Origin of the sequence: Massilia atriviolacea (assembly GCF_003953935.1) — a bacterium.
Classification (GTDB): Bacteria; Pseudomonadota; Gammaproteobacteria; order Burkholderiales; family Burkholderiaceae_D; genus Telluria_A; species Telluria_A atriviolacea.
Window position 1 is genome coordinate 345638 of the sequence record NZ_RXLQ01000002.1, and the last position, 17926, is coordinate 363563.

15 protein-coding genes and 1 pseudogene are annotated in these 17926 nt (G+C 66.0%); 5 read left to right on the forward strand and 11 right to left on the reverse strand.

The features are described 5' to 3' along the window. Positions 1-6: 6 nt before the first annotated feature. The 9 genes and pseudogenes from tssC to tssJ form a co-directional block, all read right to left on the reverse strand. Positions 7-1515, reverse strand: coding sequence for a type VI secretion system contractile sheath large subunit (gene tssC / locus EJB06_RS04480; RefSeq protein WP_126072786.1), 1509 nt, complete (start codon positions 1513-1515; stop codon positions 7-9). Continuing rightward, on the reverse strand, positions 1508-2059 hold the full coding sequence (tssB, locus tag EJB06_RS04485; protein ID WP_126072787.1) for a type VI secretion system contractile sheath small subunit: 552 nt from the start codon (positions 2057-2059) through the stop codon (positions 1508-1510). The genes tssC and tssB overlap by 8 nt, the downstream gene beginning before the upstream one ends. A gap of 53 nt (positions 2060-2112) precedes the next feature. Beyond that, positions 2113-3162, reverse strand: a complete 1050-nt coding sequence (tssA, locus tag EJB06_RS04490; protein ID WP_126072788.1) for a type VI secretion system protein TssA — start codon at positions 3160-3162, stop codon at positions 2113-2115. A gap of 800 nt (positions 3163-3962) precedes the next feature. Further along, positions 3963-4875 (reverse strand): annotated as a pseudogene (locus EJB06_RS33205) (serine/threonine protein kinase); the annotation flags it as partial. Then, on the reverse strand, positions 4829-5533 hold the full coding sequence (tagF, locus tag EJB06_RS04500; protein WP_126072790.1) for a type VI secretion system-associated protein TagF: 705 nt from the start codon (positions 5531-5533) through the stop codon (positions 4829-4831). The pseudogene EJB06_RS33205 and the gene tagF, both read right to left, overlap by 47 nt. Continuing rightward, a complete protein-coding gene (tssM, locus tag EJB06_RS04505) occupies positions 5533-9141 on the reverse strand; it encodes a type VI secretion system membrane subunit TssM (protein WP_404932250.1) in 3609 nt (1202 codons plus the stop codon). The genes tagF and tssM overlap by 1 nt, the downstream gene beginning before the upstream one ends. A gap of 14 nt (positions 9142-9155) precedes the next feature. Next, positions 9156-10496 carry a DotU family type VI secretion system protein gene (locus EJB06_RS04510; RefSeq protein ID WP_126072792.1) on the reverse strand — a complete coding sequence of 447 codons (1341 nt, stop codon included), beginning with the start codon at positions 10494-10496 and terminating at the stop codon, positions 9156-9158. Beyond that, entirely contained in the window at positions 10493-11881 is a 1389-nt protein-coding gene (tssK, locus tag EJB06_RS04515; protein WP_126072793.1) for a type VI secretion system baseplate subunit TssK, read from the reverse strand. Before tssK ends, EJB06_RS04510 begins: the two co-directional genes overlap by 4 nt. Then, a complete protein-coding gene (gene tssJ, locus EJB06_RS04520; RefSeq protein WP_126072794.1) occupies positions 11878-12396 on the reverse strand; it encodes a type VI secretion system lipoprotein TssJ in 519 nt (172 codons plus the stop codon). The genes tssK and tssJ overlap by 4 nt, the downstream gene beginning before the upstream one ends. A gap of 481 nt (positions 12397-12877) precedes the next feature. Here tssJ and EJB06_RS04525 point away from each other — a divergent pair, with 481 nt between their 5' ends. Genes EJB06_RS04525 through EJB06_RS04535 form a run of 3 tightly spaced genes read left to right on the forward strand, consistent with a single transcriptional unit; the run spans position 12878 to position 15001 of the window. After that, entirely contained in the window at positions 12878-13138 is a 261-nt protein-coding gene (locus tag EJB06_RS04525; protein ID WP_126072795.1) for a hypothetical protein, read from the forward strand. Beyond that, on the forward strand, positions 13128-13397 hold the full coding sequence (locus tag EJB06_RS04530) for a hypothetical protein (protein WP_126072796.1): 270 nt from the start codon (positions 13128-13130) through the stop codon (positions 13395-13397). The genes EJB06_RS04525 and EJB06_RS04530 overlap by 11 nt, the downstream gene beginning before the upstream one ends. Beyond that, the gene (locus EJB06_RS04535; protein ID WP_126072797.1) at positions 13394-15001 is read left to right on the forward strand and encodes a PepSY-associated TM helix domain-containing protein; all 1608 of its coding nucleotides are present in this window, start codon (positions 13394-13396) and stop codon (positions 14999-15001) included. Before EJB06_RS04530 ends, EJB06_RS04535 begins: the two co-directional genes overlap by 4 nt. 429 nt (positions 15002-15430) lie before the next feature. Here EJB06_RS04535 and EJB06_RS04540 read toward each other — a convergent pair whose 3' ends face one another. Both EJB06_RS04540 and EJB06_RS04545 read right to left on the reverse strand, forming a co-directional pair. Further along, positions 15431-16405 (reverse strand): zinc-dependent alcohol dehydrogenase family protein, encoded by a 975-nt coding sequence (locus tag EJB06_RS04540; protein ID WP_126072798.1) that lies wholly within the window; start codon positions 16403-16405, stop codon positions 15431-15433. 61 nt (positions 16406-16466) lie between these two features. Beyond that, a complete protein-coding gene (locus EJB06_RS04545) occupies positions 16467-16769 on the reverse strand; it encodes an ArsR/SmtB family transcription factor (RefSeq protein WP_126072799.1) in 303 nt (100 codons plus the stop codon). A gap of 220 nt (positions 16770-16989) precedes the next feature. On the opposite strand from EJB06_RS04545, the gene EJB06_RS04550 reads away from it, so the two are divergent. Continuing rightward, positions 16990-17517 carry an RNA polymerase factor sigma-70 gene (locus EJB06_RS04550; RefSeq protein ID WP_126072800.1) on the forward strand — a complete coding sequence of 176 codons (528 nt, stop codon included), beginning with the start codon at positions 16990-16992 and terminating at the stop codon, positions 17515-17517. A gap of 121 nt (positions 17518-17638) precedes the next feature. After that, positions 17639-17890 (forward strand): MbtH family protein, encoded by a 252-nt coding sequence (locus EJB06_RS04555; protein WP_126072801.1) that lies wholly within the window; start codon positions 17639-17641, stop codon positions 17888-17890. Positions 17891-17926: the final 36 nt, after the last annotated feature.

The following is a 17926-nucleotide window of genomic DNA, read 5'->3' on the forward strand; positions in this document are numbered from 1 at the left end:
GCTGGCTTAGCCGTCCACTTTCTTCAGTGAGGGCAATTTCGATACCAGGCGCAGGGAGACGGTCAGGCCTTCCAGCTGGTAATGGGGACGCAGGAAGAACTTGGCGGCGTAGTAGCCCGGGTTGTCGGCCAGCTCTTCCACCTGCACTTCGGCGGCGGCCAGCGGCTTGCGCGCCTTGGTTTCCTGCGAGGAGTTGGCCGGATCGCCGTCGACGTAGTGCATGATCCAGCTGTTGAGCCAACTGGTCATTTCGTCGCGGTCCTTGAACGAGCCGATCTTGTCGCGCACGATGCACTTCAGGTAGTGCGCGAAACGGCAGCAGGCGAACAGGTACGGCAGGCGGGCCGACAGGCGCGCGTTGGCCGAGGCGTCGGCGTCGAAATACTCGGCCGGCTGCTGCAGCGACTGGGCGCCGATGAAGGCGGCAAAGTCCGAGTTCTTTCGGTGCACCAGCGGCATGAAGCCGTTCTTGGCCAGTTCCGCTTCGCGCCGGTCGCTGATGGCGATCTCGGTCGGGCACTTCATGTCCACGCCGCCGTCGTCGGTCGGGAAGGTGTGGCACGGCAGGTTGTCGACCGCGCCGCCCGATTCCACGCCGCGAATCGAGGTGCACCAGCCGAACTGCTTGAACGAGCGGTTGATGTTCACGCCCATGGCATAGGCCGAATTGGCCCAGGTGTAGCGCTCGTGCGATGCGCTGTCGGTGTCTTCTTCGAAGCTGAATTCGTCGACCGGATTGCTGCGGGCGCCGTAGGGCAGGCGGCCGAGGAAGCGCGGCATGGTCAGGCCGATGTAGCGCGCGTCTTCCGATTCGCGCAGGCTGCGCCAGGCGGCGTATTCGGTGTTCTGGAAGATCTTGGTCAGGTCGCGCGGGTTGGCCAGTTCCTGCCAGGATTCCATCTGCAGCACGGTGGGGGCGGCGGCGGAAATGAACGGGCAGTGCGCTGCCGCCGAGATGCGCGCCAGTTCGGCCAGCGTTTCGACGTCCTGCGGGCTGTGGTCGAAGTGGAAGTCGCCGATCATGCTGCCGAAAGGCTCGCCGCCGAACTGGCCGTATTCTTCTTCGTAGACCTTCTTGAAGAGCGGGCTCTGGTCCCAGGCCACGCCCTTGTAGCGTTTCAGGTTGCGCGCCAGTTCTTTTTTCGAGATCGGCAACACGCGGATCTTCAGCAATTCGTCGGTTTCGGTGTTGCTGACCAGGTGATGCAGGCCGAGCCAGGCGCCTTCCAGCTGCTGGAAGTCGGGGTGGTGCAGGATCGCATTGATCTGCTCCGACAGTTTCAGGTCGATCTCGGCGATGATGGCCTGGATCGCGCTGTAGGCGTCCGACGAGATCGTCACCGTGTGCGCCAGTGCCTGCTGGGCCAGCGTGCGCACCGCGTTCTGCACCGCGCTCTTCGCCTGCTCGCTCTTGGGCTTGAATTCCTTTTGCAGCAGCAGCGCAAAGTCGCTCTCGGCGCTGCTGCCGTGGGCGGGCAGGGCGCCCGGTTCCAGCAGGGCGGAAAAATCATTCATGGGCGTCTCCCTGCACGGCCGCGGGGCCAGTCGGGGTGTCGCTGGCCGGACGGGCGGCCAGGGTGCCCAGCAGTGCCGGGTTCTGCAGCACCTTGTTGATCAATTCCTCGGCGCCGCTCTTGCCGTCCATGTAGGAGAGCAGGTTGGACAGCTGGGTGCGGGCGTCGAGCAGCTGCGCCAGGGAGTCCACATTGCGCGCCACGCTGGCCGGCGAAAAGGCGTCCATGCTGTTGAAGGTCAGGTCGACTTGCAGCATGCCTTCGCCGGTCAGGGTGTTGGGCACCTGGAAAGCGGTGCGCGGTTGCAGCGACTTCATGCGTTCATCGAAATTGTCGATGTCGATTTCCATGAATTTGCGGTCGGCCAGGTCTGGAAGCGGGTTGAGCTGCTTGCCGGCGAGGTCGGCCATGACGCCCATGACGAACGGCAGTTGCACCTTGCGTTCGGCGCCGTACACTTCGACGTCGTACTCGATTTGCACGCGCGGCGCACGGTTGCGTGCGATGAATTTCTGGCCGCTGCTCGCGGGCCGTAGGTTAGCCATGGAAATAACTCCTTGTGAAAGCTGTCAAGTGGTCTGGAAGGGAGGGGGCGGTCTCAGGTTTGCGGGCCCATCAGCAGGTCGATCTGGCTGACGCTGTCCGGCGCGAGGTCGCGCATGATGTCGTAGAAATTCATCTGCATCAGCCGTTGCGCGCGCCGCAGCAACAGCGGCGCCGGGTGGCTCGGTTCGTGTTTTTCAAGGTAAAAGCAGATTTTTTCGAGCATCAGGCGCACGTCGTCGCGGCTGCCCGGTTCCTGGGTGCGCCAGTCGGTCGCAGGCGTGCCGGACGCCGGCGGGGCCTCGTCCTGGCCAGATTCGTGCTCAGGTGCCATGTCGACAGCAGCCTTGCCGCCACCGCTGGTCTCGGCAAGGCGTTGCAGCAGTTTGCCGACGGGCTGGTGTTCCGGCAGCCATTGCGCGCCCAGGTGCTCCTGCAGCAGCGCGACAATCGTGTCGAGCGCCCACTGCGCCTCGCCCACGGCCAGCAGGGCGGGATGATTGTCGTGGCGGGCGCGCGTCAGTTCCATGCGCAGGCGGTCCGGTCCGCCCGCGTAGTTCACGTGCTCCGACGCGCTGTTGCTCAATACCGATTCGATCTCGCGCAAGGCCAGGCTGCCGGTTCCGAGCAGCGGCACCGCGCGCAAGTCGCGCAGCACGCTTTGCGGCTCGAACAGCGGCGCCAGCGCGTTGGTGCGCGGGAACGGGTCGCTGTCCTCGTCGTCCTCGCCGTCTTCCTTCAGGCGCGGGTAAAGATCGGTCCAGTAGCGGCTCAGCAGCCCAGCGACCAGGCGCAGGCCCCGGGCGTAGCCCTGCATGCCTTGCAGGTTGGTCCAGGCCTGCGCCAGCAGGCAGGCGATGCGCAGGTCCTTGCATTGCAGGATCAGCTGTTCACCCTGGCGCGCGACCTCACGCCAGTCGGGCGGTTCGGCCGCGATGATGGTGTCGCCGTACTGCTGCTCGGCGCGCGGCTGGGCGGCCTGCATCAGCGCCAGGAAGGGGGCGGCATATTCCAGGTTGGGGCCGCACGGCTGGGCGTCGCCGGCTGGCGCGAGCAGGGCGCCGAGCAGGTCCGACTCGGGGCAGGGTGCGTCAGGCAGGTTCATGGCTGTCCCGACGTAAAAGCGTGGACGACATCGGGGACGGCGGCGTCGGCCGTCACCCGCAGCTGTACGCGGTGCGCGGTCAGCGATCCGTTGCGCACCTCGATCCTGTAGTCGCCGGGGATCAGCTGGAGCGACTTCATGGGCGGGCTGACGCCGCGTTTTTTGCCGTTCACATACACTTCGCCCCATGGGCTGATGCGCAGCGCGACCTGTACCGGCTTGAGCACCGGCTTGGGCGTGGGCGCCGGTTCGGCATCGACGGGCGCCGGCGCAGGGGCTTCGGCTTCGGCGTCGGCTGCGCTTTGCTGCGCTGGCGGCTGCGCTGGCGGCTGCGCGGGCGCCGGCAGCGCGCCGCTGTTTTCCACCGGGACGGGCGCTACCGGCGCTGGCCCGGTAGCGGCGAGCGGCGCGGCGAGCGGCGCCGCGGGCATTGCCGGCGGCTCCTCCGGCGGCGCCGCTGCGATCGATGGCGGCGGTGGCGCGCCGACCGGGGCAGGGGCCGGCCCGCCGTTCACCAGCCACAAGCTTGCCACGGCAGCCGCCGCCAGTGCGCTGCCGCCGAGCAGCCACCAGCGTGCCTTGCTTGCGGGCGCGACGCGCTCGCCGGAGGGCGCTTGCGGCGCCGGCGTCGGCGACGCCGACCTGACCAGTGCGTCGCGCGGCCAGCCTTGCGCGGGCACCGGGCTGGCGGGCAGCGCCGCTTCGTTTGCCGCTGGGGCCGAGTGATCTGCCGCGCTGTAGTGTCCGGGCGTTGCCGACGTCAGGCCCAGCAGGGCCGCGAACGCGCCGACCGATTGCGGCCGGTCCTCAATGCGCTGGCGCAGCGCCGCATCGGCGGCGCGCAGCAGGGTCGCGCTGTAGCGCTGGGTGCTGCCTTCGAGCGGCTGGTAGTTGTCTGAAATGCTGCGCACGACCGCCGCCGGCGGCAACTGGCCCGACACCAGGATGTGAATGACCGCGCCGAGCGCATAGATGTCGGTCCACGGTCCCTGGGGAAAGGCCGGGTCGTCGGTGTATTGCTCGATCGGCGAATAGCCGGGTTTGAGCATGATGCTGGAATCGTCGACCAGGTCGCCGATGAGCTTGCGGGCCGAGCCGAAATCGAGCAGGACCGGCGAGCCGTCCGGCTGTATCAGTATATTGTCGAGCGCGATGTCGCGGTGGAAGCACTGGGTGCGGTGCAGGGTTTCGAGCGCGCCCAGCAGGGCTGCCAGCATGCGCATGATGTCCGCTTCGCTCAGGGCGCGCCCGCCCGCCAGGCGCTGCTTGAGCGTCAGGCCTTCGTAATAGGGCGTGGCCATGTAGGCCGTGCCATGGGCTTCCCAGAACCGCAGCACCTTGATCAGGCCCGGATGGTCGAACTTGGCAAGCAGGCGCGCTTCATTGATAAAGCCCGCCTGGCCGCTCCTGAAGGTGGCGGCGAAGCGCTCGCCGCGCAGGGCGATACTCAGGTCGCCCCGGCGCATCGCCAGCATGGCCGGCATGTATTCCTTGATCGCCACCACGCGCGCCAGCGTATGGTCGAGCGCACGGTACACGATGCCGAAGCCGCCGACACCGAGCACGCCGGTAATTTCGAATTCTTCCATGCGGTGGCCGTTGGGCAGCGGGCGCGTGGAGGCGTCCGCCGCCGGTTCGATCAAGACGCTGTCGTTGGAAACATCGGTCATACGGATCCTTGTTGGGGACCGAACAGGCGTGCGAACAGGGCATTGTTCAGCTGTCCGGTGTGGGTGCAGGTCTTCAGGGGCGAGCCGTCGCCCTGGTTGGTCCACCAGAAACTGGTGGCGCTGGCAGGGTCGAAATACAGCGCCAGGTCGGGACTGGACTTGCTGTGCCGGCGGGTGCCGGCCTGCGCCTGGCGCCAGAACGCGTCCTGGTCCACGGCGGCGCGCGTGCTCATCGGCGCGGTGTCCACGCGCGCCAGCGCTGCGCCCAGGTGGTCGATGGCGTGGCCGTGGCGGATCGCCTCCAGCAGCGCCTGGCCGAGCGCGCCGTAGAAGGCGTCGCAGTCTTCCAGCATGCCGTTATGGAAGGCGCCGAGCGGCACCGGCCACAGCGCCGCGACCGGGTAATAGCGGCCGACCCGGTCGCAACTGGGCGCCAGGACGCCGAGCTGGACCGAGTCGTGGCCGAGTCCCGCCGGCAGCAGGAAATTCCACAGCGGCGCCACCGCATAGTGCGTGGCCAGCATGGCCGGGCCGGCTTGCTGCAAGGCCGCCAGGCCGTTGTGCAGCCAGTGTTCCCAGCCGCCCAGCAGGGCGTACGGCAGTTGTTGCCGGACAAAGTCGCCGGCCGACGGGATCTTGCCGAACCAGCCGACCGGTGCGCTGGCGCCGCCCTGGACCTGGGTAGCGAACGGGCCGTTCATCACACCCCTCCCGGGCAGGAAAAGCTGGCCAGCTGGGCCAGGCGGAACGGGTTGTGCGCACTGCTGGCGGTCACCTCGAACACGGCTTTGGCGCCGTTGACGTCGAAGGTCGCCAGCATTTTTTCGGCGTCGCGCTGCGGCGCCAGGCTGGCGCGGTCGAACATGCGGTGCAGCGCCCAGGCGCCTTCGGTCATCAGCGAAGCGCCGCTGCCGTTGCTGCCGGTAACCTGCACGCGCACCTGGTTGCGCCCTGCGGGGCCGGGCCATTGAACCGGCGTCGACACTTGCGGGCCGTGGGCATAGCGCACCGCCTGGCCGTCGATATCGATCACGAACTGGGCGATGGAAGCGTCCATCTGCACCGGCTTGATATCGAGCCGGATGGTGGCGCTACGGGCGCCGCCGGCGAAATACACATCGCGGATGACCACGGCCTGCTCGAAGGAATTGAGGTAGCCGGCGCGGGCCTTCTGCTCGCCCTTGAAGCGCCATGGCCGCGCCGCCGTGTCGACCTGGCTTGCCAGGTTCTTCTGGAAAAACTCGTCCATCAGGCCGCCGGGCGCAAAGATCTGGGCAAAGTCGCCCAGCGCCATGTCGCGCGAGGAGGTGCGCACGAAGGGGTAGCGCCCGCTCACGCTTTGCTGGCAGTAGTGGCCCACGTTGGCGGCAACATTCTTGCCAAGCTGCTGTTGCAGCACTTCGCTCACGTTGTTGCCGGACGCATTGGCCAGTTCGCCCAGCATGCCGCGAAACGGCGTCGGCAGGCGGCCCGCTTCGGCCAGGATCTTGCTGAGCACCTGGTTCGGCGGCGGCGCGACGCCGTCGCGCAGGGCGGTGTCGGTCGCGCTCAACTGGGCGTACAGCTCGCCGAGGGTCTCGACGATGCCGTCGATCGGCGCCTTGCCGCCTTTTTCGCGCGCCGTGGTAAAGTCGCGCAGCGCGGCGAAACGCGTATCGACCAGCATTTCCACGCGCTCCGCAGGGGCAGTCTCCGGCTTTCCGCTGGACAGGTCGCTGTGGCCGAAGATCTGGCTCAGGGACGAGCGCGTGCTGTCGAGCTTGTCGCGGGCCTTGTCGACGATGGTGTTGCCGTTGATCTCATCGAGGCGCACCAGCGTCGTCTCCCTGGCTGCGGCGTTCATGACGCGCACCAGCGGCGAGTCGCTGGACGACAGGATGCGGGCGACCTGGATATTCTGGGCCAGCGTGCCGCCGGTCTTCAGGCGCAGGTCGCCCAGGTAGTCTTCCCACACGCGAATGTAGTCGTTCAGGTACAGGCGCCGCACCTCGGCGCTCCAGGCGGCCAGGTTATCGGTACCCGCCGGCGCGTTTTTCGGCTGGGCCAGCACCCATTTTTCTTCGTCCGCCAGCTTGGCGATGCGCGCGTCCAGGCCGGGGGCGAACAGTTCCCAGTAACCGCGATAGCTGTACAGGCCGGGCACGCCCTGGTTCAGGCTGGCGCCGCTGGCGCGGCGAAACACCAGCGGTGCCTGGGGACCGACCACAGCGCCGACGTTGAACGATGGCAGTTGCTTGTTACCTTGCAGCATGCGCTTCATGCTGCCGTAGGCGCGCTGGGCCAGGGTATGCGTCAGCAGCCGTTCGCGCGTTTGCGCCACCAGCGGTTCGTCGACGGCGAACGGCGATGCGACGGTGCGTTGCGCCAACAAGCGCTTCAGATGGGCGCGCAGTTCCTCGCGCTCGATGTTCGAGAGGGCGTTGCCCATCTGGCGTTCCAGGTCCAGCGACAACCAGGCTTGCAGGAAATCGGCGTCGTAATGGGCCGGGTCGAACAGCATCAGATAGGCCTTGAGCGCGTTGTAGCTCAGTTCGACGTCGCCGCTCGGGGCCTGGCGCAGGCTGTCTTCCAGGCGGCGCGCCAGTTGCGGCAGAAACATGTCGTCCAGCGCCCGCTCGTAGGCGCGGGTGGACGCCGCTTGCAGCTTGCCGCCCTGATACAGGCCCAGCTGGTGAGCCAGCGCCGGATTGTCCACGTCGAGCACCGTGCTGACAGGCACGGCGTGCAGGGCGTCGAGCATCGGCATGACGGTGCCGATCCGTTCGCGGTCGCTCAGCCTTACTTCGGCGAGGCGTTTTTCCAGCGCAGGCAGGCGCGCCGCGACATCGTCGACGTAGGCGTGGTTGGCGCGGTAGCTGTTGATCCAGGCGAGCGAGATCGCGACCGCCAGCACGGCGGTGGCGGCATACGCGGCGCTGCGCAGCCAGGTTTGCTTCCTCTGCCAGCGTTCGTTGATGCCCGCCAGGCCCGCTTCCTTGAAAATGATGTCTTGCAATAAGCTGCGCAGGAAGAAGCTGCGGCCCGGTTCGCCGACCTGGGGCGAACGCTGGCCGGTATTGATCTGCAAGAAGTTCTTGATGCCGCCGAGGACGCGGTCGAACACGGTGCCTTCCTGGGTGCCGCTGGTAAAGTACACGCCGCGCAGCAAGGCGTTCGACTCGAATTTGGACGAGACGAAGACGTGCGCCAGGAACTGGCTCAGGATGCTTTCCAGGCCGGCGAATTCCTGCGGCAGCAGGTAGGCCAGTTCGCGCTGGCGCGGGTCGTGCTCGGCCAGCAACTGCTCGGGCAGGCTGGCGTACAGGCGCTCCAGCAACTGCTTGTACTGGGCCGCAAACGCGCCGGGCAGATCGAAGCTGCTGTCGCGCACGGCGTCCAGCCTGAAGGTCAGGCCCCAGACCTGGCTGCGCTGCTCCTTGTTCAGTTGGGCAAAATACTCGGTAAAACCGGCCAGCAGGTCGACCTTGGTGATCAGCACGTAGACCGGGAACTGGATGCCGAGCTGATCGCGCAGTTCGTGCAGGCGCTTGCGCAGGGTGAGCGCATGCAGCGCGCGTTCCTGCTCGCCGCTGCCGAGCAGGTCGGCGATGCTGACGGTGAGGATGGCGCCGTTGAGCGGCTGGCGCGGGCGGAATTTCTTGAGCAGGTCGACAAAACCCTGCCATTCGCCCTGGTCGTGCTCGCGATGGCTCTCCTGCATGGTGTAGCGGCCGGCCGTGTCGATCAGCACCGCTTCATTGGTGAACCACCAGTCGCAGTTGCGGGTGCCGCCGATGCCGCGAATGGCGGCCTTGCCGAATTGTTCCGCCAGCGGAAACTCCAGGCCGGCATTGACCAGCGCCGTGGTCTTGCCCGAGCCGGGCGCGCCGATGAAGACGTACCACGGCAGCTGATACAGATACTGGCCCGAGAAGCGCTGCAGGAACGCCAGCCTGCCTTGCCCCGCCTCGGTGGCGAACCTGGCCGTGCGCAGTTTGTCGGAGGCGTCCTGGAAACGCTGGCTCAGTTCATCGAGGTGGGGGTTGGCAGCGCCTGCTGCGGCATGGGGGCGTGCGGCGGGCGTGCGGATCTGGGTCAGCAGCTGCGAGTTCAGACGGGCCGCGCGCCAGTTGCGGTACAGCGCGCGCAGCAGCCAGACGGCAAACACCAGGCCGATCGCGCACCAGCGCGCCAGTTCGCTCTCCAGCGGGCGCACCTGGCCGATGGCGACGATCGGGCCGAGCAGCCAGATCATGCAGCACAGGGCAAGCAGCCCGGAAAGGATCCACAGCTGGCGGCCGAAGACGATACCGGCGACGCTGCCGAACAGGTTCATGACAACATTCATGGTGCGGACTCGGTGGATGATGCCGCCGGCGGCACCATCAAGGTGATTTCGACGCGGCGGTTGCGCGCCCGGTTGGCCGGGCTGTCGTTCGGCACGGCCGGTTCGGCTGCGCCGCGGCCCTCGGCGCGCAGGCGGTTCTTTTGATCGAGCAGCGCTTGCAGCACGTTCCTGACGCTCTCGGCGCGCGCCACCGACAGCTCCCAGTTGGACGCGAAGCGCAAGCCGCGGGTGGGCACATCGTCGGTGTAGCCGACCACCAGCACCGCGCCGGGGACGGCATTGAGCGCCTTGCCGATGCGCTCCAGCAAGGCTGCGTGCGCCGGGCTGCCGCTGACCGTCGCGGCGCCGGACTCGAACAGGCTGTCGCCACGGATGATGATCGTGCTGCGGTCGCTCAGGTCCAGCACGCTGACCAGCCTTTCGGCGATTTCCGTTTCCAGGAACTGCGCCAGGCGGCGCGCTTGCGGTGCCGGGGCGGGCCGGGCGGCGCTGGCCACCACGCGCGGGACGCGCAGCTTGTCGATGGCGGCATAGACTTCGTCGGAGCGCGACGACAGCGACCACTGCAGAGCGATGAACAGGCCGATACAGGCCAGCGCCGCCACGCTGGCGACTGCCCACGGCGGCACGCTGCGCTGAGCACGGGCAGCGAGGACCGGATCGTGCCGATGCGCGGACAGGGCGGCGGCATGCTCGCCGCGCTCGGTGCGGATCAGTTGCAGCAGGCGCTGCTTGAGCAGCTCAAGCTGCGAGCGGCCCTGGTCGAGCACGCGGTAGCGTCCTTCGAAACCCAGCATCAGGCAGAAGTACTGCAGTTCGAGCAGGTCGATGTGCTGGGCCGGATAGGACGCCAGGCGCGACAGCAACTGGAAAAACTTCTCGCCGCCCCAGGTTTCGTTATGGAAGGTCACCAGCAGGCTGCTGGCCGACCAGACGCCACCGCCGCCCCAGGGCGTCAGGGTGGCGGCTTCATCGAGCGTGGTGCAGAGGCAGTAGCGCGCGCCGATAATGGTCTCGTTCGCAATGCCGGCTTCCCGGGCGCGCGTTTCGAACTGGCGCAATTCGCCCAGCAGCTGCTCGCGCAGCATGGCCGGATCGGCGTGATGCACGGTCGTGCGGATCTGTGGAATGAGATTGAGCAGCGGGTTGGCCAGCGCCACCAGCGGATTGCTGCCGCTGTGGATGCGTTGGCCGGGCGCCGGCGCCTCCGCCATGCCCGGCGCCGCGCCGACTCCGGGCATGGCGGAGGCGCCGCCGGGATTGGGCGCGACAAAGTGCTCGCCGCGCCGGCCCAGCTGGCCGAGCGGATCGAAACCGAGGGTGTTGGTCGTGTTCATTGGCGAATGGCCCAGAATTCCATGGACAGGCCGGGAAAATCACCGGCCACGTGCAGCGCCAGGCCGCCCGACTTTTCCAGCTGTTTCCAGAACTCGCCGGTCTTGTCGAGCTCAAAATACGTGAAGCCGGCGTGGTAGGGCAGATGCCTCGGCGCCACCGGCAACAGGCGCATGCCGATGCCGGGAAGCTGGAGCAGCACCAGGTCGCGGATGCGCTCGACCGCGCCCATTTTCAGTTGCGCCGGGAAGCGCGTGCGCAGCAGCTCGGACGGCATGTCGGCATTGACCGCCAGGACGAAGCCGGCGTCCTGGATCAGCTCCAGCGACGGAATCTGGGCGACGCGGATGCCGTTGCCGCGTTCCTGCAGCGCGATGGCGATGGCGTGCTGCTCGAGGACGATGGACAGGGCCCGGCGCAGTTCGGCCATCAGTGGCGTGAAGGTGGCCTGCAGGTCGTCGTGCAGGTACGGCGGATAGACCGACGGGCGGCGCTTGTCGGCGGTGTAGGTGGCCAGGTCGCACGCCAGTTTCAGCATGTCCTTGTAGAGCATCTCCGGATGCAAGCGGCTGCTCTGACCGGCGTGCCAGGTGACGCCGGTGTAGCGGTTGATCACTTCGAGCAGCAGGAAATCGGCAAATTCCGCGACGCCGCCGCTGCCGGGCTGCGCCATGCGCTCGGCCAGGGCGTCGCCGCGCTGTTGCAGCAGTCCGTGCAGTTGCGTGACGAATCTTTCCAGCACCGGATGGGCGGTGGCGGCCAGCATCGGCGGGATGTAGCTGTCGTCGAGCAGCACCTGGCCATCGTTGCGCCGTTCGCTCACGCGCACCACGCCCACCGACTGCCAGTCCGCATTGAGCGCGGAGGCGGGCATCAGGCGCAGGTTCAGGCGGCCGAATTGCAGCACGGCCGGGCCGAATGCCTCGCTGTTGGCGTCGTCGATTTCAAACTCGCCGATGTCGTGGCGGGTCCAGCCGCTGTTGCCGGCGGCGTCCGGGGCCGGGGTGTCGTCGGACCAGGAAAAGTCGGGCCGGTTGGCGCGCCACAAGGGCAGGGCCAGCACGATGTCCTGGTCCTTGAGCTGTGCCGGCACGTCCAGCATGGGCGGTGCATGGTCCGCTTCAAAGGCGAATGGCGTTCCGTCGGGCATCACCCCGGCGCCGCTGCCGATGGCCAGCTTGCCCACGGCAAGCGCATCCCGGTCCAGCTCCAGGCGCGACCATCCCCAGTGAAAACCCTGCATGGGCAGCACCCGCGATTGGACGAAGTTTTCGAGGTAGCGCTCCATCTGCTGGAAGTGGTGCGGGCGCAGGAACATGCCTTCGGTCCAGACGATGCGCTGATGCATGCTGCTGGCGATATTCGGGTTCGGTGAATAAGGTTTCATTTGGATTTTTGAATCAATTCGATACCGCCCTTGTTAATACCGACCTGTAATAAGAACTGATCGGGCAGGGTTTGCCAGAACTTAAAGGTATTCAATTGTTTCGGATCCGGCACGGTGATTATTTCGCGCCATTTATTCTTTTCCAGTAGCCGGTATTCGGCGACGATGCCGATCGCGGCGATATCAGGATTGCCCGGCTTTTTTATCGAGCGGCTTTCGCCGGGCGCCAGCACCATCTGTTCCATTTCTATCAGGTCCTTGCCTAATACCGTGTCGGCCTGGTTTTGCAATGCAAAGAAATCGCCCGACTGGAAACTGGCCGGGGAGCGCAGCGCATACACCTTGACCTGGACCGGGGACGGGCGCTGGCGGCTATCGGCATTTACGTCGCGGGCCGCCTGGAAGTCGATGCGGTAGGGCGAGGCCCTGGTCGTGGCGCTCGATGCACAGGCACTGAGAATAATTGCAGCGGCGACGGTAATAAGCGAGCCAATAAAGCTGGATATGGATTGCAATGGTGGCCTCTAAGGCAAACGGGCTATTTCACGAACGGGCGAACACGGTATGGCAATGGGTGCTCCGATACCGGCTGCGATCGCGCAGCCTGTATTGAACGGGGATGATTCTAATGTTCAAAAGTTACAGCGTCATGACGCAGGCGAGACTTGACAATTATCGAGAGAAGCGAATGAAGCGTACAAATCGGATAACGCTTATTGCTTTCCAAACTCGATGTTTCCGCAAGCAAACAATATGATGCTTGTGATATGAAAGGCGCAGGGGTCCGCATCGGGCGACGCACGATTGGCTATTGAGAAATTACCCGGAAGCAGGGGGATGCATGCGGGCCGAGCGGGACGGCCCGGCCGCCAGGCGGTTGGCGTCACGCTCGACAGGCGCTAAAAAGTAGCTTCTTGGCAAAATTTCACTTTTTCAGACGGGAATAATCATCTATCATTCATGTATTGAGAATAATTCTCATTCAATGGGTGCTACATGATCTGGATTTCCCTCGGCCCGGCCTGCCTGGCCGCGCTTGCTGTTTACCTGGCCTCACCGCATCAGTCGCTATGGGCCGCCGCGCCCAGGCGCCTGCTGCGCTGGCTCGCCCTGCCGCTGTGCGCCGTGTCGGTCGGGGCGGCCAGCCACGGCTACGGCTTCTGGTGCGGCGTGTTTATCGCCATGTCCGCCCTGATGCTCGCGCTGGTGGCGCTGCCTTATGTGAATGCCTGGAACAGGGGGCGCCATGTGGGGTAAATCGATGGCCGCCGTGTTCCTGGCGCCGCCGCTGGGCGTGGTGCTGGTCGGCTTGCTGGCACTGCTCAGCGGCAACCAGCAGCGCGACACCCTGCCGATCCTGCTGATGTTCTTCCCGGTATGGGTGGGAGCGATGGCGCTGGCCTATCATTTCAAGACCGCCCTGCGCGCCTGGCTGTGGATGGGGGGCGCCACGCTCGCCGGCTTCGCCCTGATGTACGGACTGAAGGCGGCCGGCCTGCTGAGGGTCGCGGCATGAAGGCGTCCACGCTCAAGACCTATATCGCGGTGCACACGTGGGTCGGCCTGGTGGCCGGATTCGCCCTGTTCATCGCTTTCTACGCCGGCGCGATCAGCGTCTTCAACAAGGAATTGCATACCTGGGAGACGCCCTCGTCGGCGCGCGCGCCGATGGCCTCCGAGGCCGGCGCGCAAGCCCTGGTCGACGCCGTGCTGCGCAGGCATCCGCAAGCGAAGGACGCGTTCACGCTGCACCTGCCCAGCCTGAACGAGCCGCATCTCACGCTCGACTGGCACGAGCATGGCAAGGATGGCGGCGAGACCGAGCACCAGTTCCGCCTGGCGCCCGATGGCGCGCTGCTGGACCTGAAGCCGCAATCGGAGCTGTCGCATTTCCTGTACCGCCTGCACTACACGGCCGGGCTGCCCGCAAGCTGGGGCATCTATGTGCTGGGCCTGGTCTGCATCCTGTACGGCCTGGCGCTGGCCTCGGGCGTGGTGGCGTACGCGCCGCTGTTCCTCAAGGATCTGTTCGCGCTGCGCGTGGGCAAGAACCTCAAGCGCATGTGGCAGGATGCGCATAATGTGATCGGCATCCTGTCGCTGCCGTTCCATATCGTGTTCGCCTGGAGCGGGGCGGTGCTGGCGCTGGGCGTGCTGCTGCTGGCGCCGTTCCAGTTCCTGGTCTTCGACGGCAAGCTGCTGCAACTGATCGAGCCCGACATTTCGGCGACCGCGCCGGTGAAGGCGTCCGGCACGGCGGGCCCGCTGCTGCCTGCGGACCAGTTGCTGGCGCGCGTACGGCAAGCGGCGCCGGGCATGGCGGTGCGGCAAGTGCACTATCAGCAGGCGGGCGACGCCAACGCCCATATCGTGGCCTACGGCGACATCGGACAGCGGACGCTGGCCAGCTCCGCCGCCGTGGTGCTCAAGGCCGGCAGCGGGGCCGTGGTGCGCGTGATTACACCGGAGCGTTACAGCCCGGGCACGACCTTCCTGCGCGGCCTGCAATCGCTGCACTATGGGAATTTCGGCCATGCGGCGGTGCAGTGGATCTATTTCCTCCTCGGCCTGGCGGGCGCCTTCCTGTTCTACAGCGGAAATTTGCTGTGGATCGAAGCGCGCCGCAAGCGCCTGGCCCAGCGCCAGCCGCTGAGCGGGCGCCTGATGGCCCAGGCCACCCTCGGCGTGTGCCTGGGCTGCGTGGCCGGCGTTTCGGCAGTATTCCTGGTGAACAAATTGTTCCAGGCCGCGCCGGGCGCGTTGCCGCTGTGGGAAGAGCGCGGCTACTATGCGCTCTTCCTGCTGTCCCTTGCCTGGGCCTTCGTCCGCCCGCCGGCGCGCGCCGCCCATGAACTGCTGGCCTTGTGCGCCGCGCTGACCCTGGCCATTCCGCTGGCGCAGTGGGCTGCGTCCGGCGTCCATCCGCTGCTGTCGCTGTGGCGCGCCGAGTGGGTAGTGGCGAGCGTGAACGGCGTGGCGCTCGCCGCCGGCTGCGCCTTCTGGAAGATGGGGCGGGCCGCCCTCAGGCGCGGCTTGCACGGCGACCCGCACAGCGTATGGTCGCTGCGCGCCGCCGATACACCGGTCGCGGCACAGGCCGGGCAGCGGCAAGCGGCCTGACAGCGTCGCTCGAATGGAAAATGCCCCGCAGCCAGGCTTGGCTCCGGGGCATTTTTTTTGCGGCTATGGCGATCAGAAGCCGCCCGGCCGGATCGAGCGTGCCGCCCCCATCGGCTGCCAATTGCTTGTGCGACAGGTTGCCGGCTTCCCCGTTCAGTTGACCATGCCCGCACGGGCGCGCTTGCTGACGGTGTCGCCGATGCCGCCCGGCGCGGCCGCGCCATACAGTAGCGAAGCGGCTCCTTGAGCACCTCCTGCTTGCGGTCGCAGGCGTTGACCATGTACCTGGCGCCGTCGCGGTACATCGAGCCGCCGCCGCTGCCGACGACAGTCGGGCGGGCGTGTTTGGCCGGGAAATCATTGACATTGCTAGCTGTCGTCATGAGCAAGGAAAGGCGGGCGGTGTGCCGCGCCGGACGCGCGCTTCCTTCAGTCGGTTGCCAGCGGGGCGACGGCAATCGCGATCTTCCCTTGCAGACCGTTGTTGGGACGTTCCAGGCGGGCATGGGCGAGCGCAATGTCGGCGAGCGCGTAGACGGCGCCGACGTGGGGCCGCAGCTGACCGCGCGCGATCAAGGCGCTCAACTCATCGAGCTTGCCGCGGTTCTGCCTGGTGAAAACGAAGTGATAACTCGCATTCTTGCCCCAGGCCTGCACCAGGTTTTGTGGCTGTGCCATGTCCACGATGGTGACGACACGGCCAAGCTGTGCGAGCGCGCCGGGGCTGCGCGACAAGGTGATGCCGCCGATGGTGTCGAACACCACATCGACGCCGCGCCCGCCCGTTTCCCGCATGACGGCGTCGACATAATCCTCCTTCTCGTAGTCGATGAGCACATCGGCGCCCATGCTGCGCGCGAACGCAAAGTTGTTCTCGCGCACGGTCGTGAACACCCTGGCGCCGATGGCTTTGGCAAGCTGGATCGCCACATGGCCCACGCCTCCCGCGCCGCCGTGCACCAGGACGCTTTCCCCGACCCGCAGCGCGGCCCGCACGGTCAGCGCTTCCCACGCCGTCCCGCCAGCCAGGCTCAGGCTTGCAGCCTCAAGATGGCTCAGCGAGGCCGGCTTCTTCCCGACAATGCCCTCGGCAGCGAGGTGGTACTCGGCATAACTTCCGGGCCCGTCGAAGATCTGCGGGGTGTACCAGACCTCGTCCCCAGGCGAGAAACTGGTCACGCCCGGTCCGACTGCGTCGATCACGCTAGAAACATCGTGTCCGGTAATGGCCGGCAGCTGCACCAGATCGGGATAATCGCCGCGCCGGACCTGGTAGTCCAGCGGATTGATGGACGTTGCATGGACCCGCACCAGGACTTGACCCGCGTGCGGCACAGGCGTGGGCAGCTCGCGCAGTTCGAAGCAGTCCGGCCCCCCGAATGAGGTCAGTACGATCGCTTTCATTGCATCTCCTAATTTCGTTAAAAAGAGATATCGGGAATTGTCGAGATCATGGCTTAAAAAATTACAGCTCTTTTCCGATGATCTCGGCAAGCGCGCTGATGGTTGCTTCGTTGCGTTTGTAGTAGGTCCACTGGCCGATGCGCCGCACTTCCACCAGGCCCGCTCGTTGCAGGGTGGCGAGGTAATCGGACACCGTCGACTGCGACAGCCCGACGCCTTCCTGAATGCTGCTGACGCAGACGCCCACCGTCAGGACGTCCCCTTCATCCTGCGCAGGGAAGTTGTTGGCAGGGTCCTTCAAGCCGCGCAGGATGTCCAGGCGTGTACGGTTCGAGAGGGCTTTGAATATGTCGAGCAATTCCATGGCTTGATTATATCGGCATTTCTCGATATGTCAATGCGGCCACGAACAGCCTGGGAGACGGCGGGCAGCTGCGCACAAATGCGAATGTTAACGCAAATGAGAATGATTCGCATTGCCATAGATTTGTAAACACCATACAATCAATTCATTGGCATCAAGCCAATTATGCATAAAAGATATTTTCTTGCGCCAGCTGGTTCGGCGCGCGCAGCGCATCTCAATGAGGAGTGTTCGTTTGGGTACGGGAAAAAGACAAGTCGGGGGCCTATCAGGCATGTTCATCACCCATCACGTGCAACTGCGCCGGGTGGCGATGAAGATCCTCGGCACGCGGGAACAGGCCGACGACGTGGTGCAGGACGCCTACATCAAGGTGATGGAAACGGCGTCTTGCCAGGTGGAGCAGCCGCTGGCGTATCTGTTCCAGGTGGTGCGCAACCTGGCGATCGACCGCTATCGCTCCGTGGCGCTGGAATCGCGCCTGTTCGCTGCCGAGGAAGAGGGATGGACCGTGCCGGCGGGCGCCGGATCGCCCGAAGCGCTGGCCGGCGACCTGCAGCAACTGAACCTGGTGGCCGATGCGCTCGCCAAACTGCCGGAACGCACGCAACGCGCCTTCGAAATGAACCGGCTCGGCGGCCAGACCCAGCGCGAGGTGGCCGATCAACTGGGCGTGTCCGCCACGCTGGTGAACTTCATGATGCGCGATGCCCTGGTGTCGTGCCGCGCAGCCGTCGGGGCGGCGTGATGCGCCGCGCGCCGCTGCCGCTTAAACAAAGCGGCGCCAGCTTCGTCTTTAAACGGAGATGAGCGCGCACCGGCCGCGGGCGCGGCGGTGCTCGCTCCCTTTCAACCCACCGAGGAACCCTATGACGACCAGCTGTTTTGACCGCGACGACGAGACCTTCATCGTCCTTATCAATCACGAAGAGCAGTACTCCATCTGGCCCCACTGGAAGGCAGTCCCCGGAGGATGGCGCGCGGTCGACGGCGTCAAGGGCGACAAGAAAACGGTGACCGAGTATGTCGAAAAGACCTGGACCGACATGCGCCCCGCCTCGCTGCGCTCCTGGATGGACCAGCAGGCCGCCGCCGGGGCTCCGGTCGCCGCCGTCGAGTGATTTTTTCCACGCCCGGCGCCGGCCATGGCCCGGGCC

What these genes read in the sequence shown, in the direction of transcription:
- EJB06_RS04545 (WP_126072799.1), bottom strand. Translation starts at nt 16,769, where the DNA reads ATGGAATTGCTCGACATATTCAAAGCCCTCTCGAACCGTACACGCCTG.
- EJB06_RS04540 (WP_126072798.1), bottom strand. Translation starts at nt 16,405, where the DNA reads ATGAAAGCGATCGTACTGACCTCATTCGGGGGGCCGGACTGCTTCGAA.
- EJB06_RS04550 (WP_126072800.1), top strand. Translation starts at nt 16,990, where the DNA reads ATGAGGAGTGTTCGTTTGGGTACGGGAAAAAGACAAGTCGGGGGCCTA.
- tagF (WP_126072790.1), bottom strand. Translation starts at nt 5,533, where the DNA reads ATGAACGGCCCGTTCGCTACCCAGGTCCAGGGCGGCGCCAGCGCACCG.
- EJB06_RS04530 (WP_126072796.1), top strand. Translation starts at nt 13,128, where the DNA reads ATGTGGGGTAAATCGATGGCCGCCGTGTTCCTGGCGCCGCCGCTGGGC.
- EJB06_RS04510 (WP_126072792.1), bottom strand. Translation starts at nt 10,496, where the DNA reads ATGAACACGACCAACACCCTCGGTTTCGATCCGCTCGGCCAGCTGGGC.
- EJB06_RS04525 (WP_126072795.1), top strand. Translation starts at nt 12,878, where the DNA reads ATGATCTGGATTTCCCTCGGCCCGGCCTGCCTGGCCGCGCTTGCTGTT.
- tssK (WP_126072793.1), bottom strand. Translation starts at nt 11,881, where the DNA reads ATGAAACCTTATTCACCGAACCCGAATATCGCCAGCAGCATGCATCAG.
- tssB (WP_126072787.1), bottom strand. Translation starts at nt 2,059, where the DNA reads ATGGCTAACCTACGGCCCGCGAGCAGCGGCCAGAAATTCATCGCACGC.
- tssC (WP_126072786.1), bottom strand. Translation starts at nt 1,515, where the DNA reads ATGAATGATTTTTCCGCCCTGCTGGAACCGGGCGCCCTGCCCGCCCAC.
- tssA (WP_126072788.1), bottom strand. Translation starts at nt 3,162, where the DNA reads ATGAACCTGCCTGACGCACCCTGCCCCGAGTCGGACCTGCTCGGCGCC.
- EJB06_RS04535 (WP_126072797.1), top strand. Translation starts at nt 13,394, where the DNA reads ATGAAGGCGTCCACGCTCAAGACCTATATCGCGGTGCACACGTGGGTC.
- EJB06_RS04555 (WP_126072801.1), top strand. Translation starts at nt 17,639, where the DNA reads ATGACGACCAGCTGTTTTGACCGCGACGACGAGACCTTCATCGTCCTT.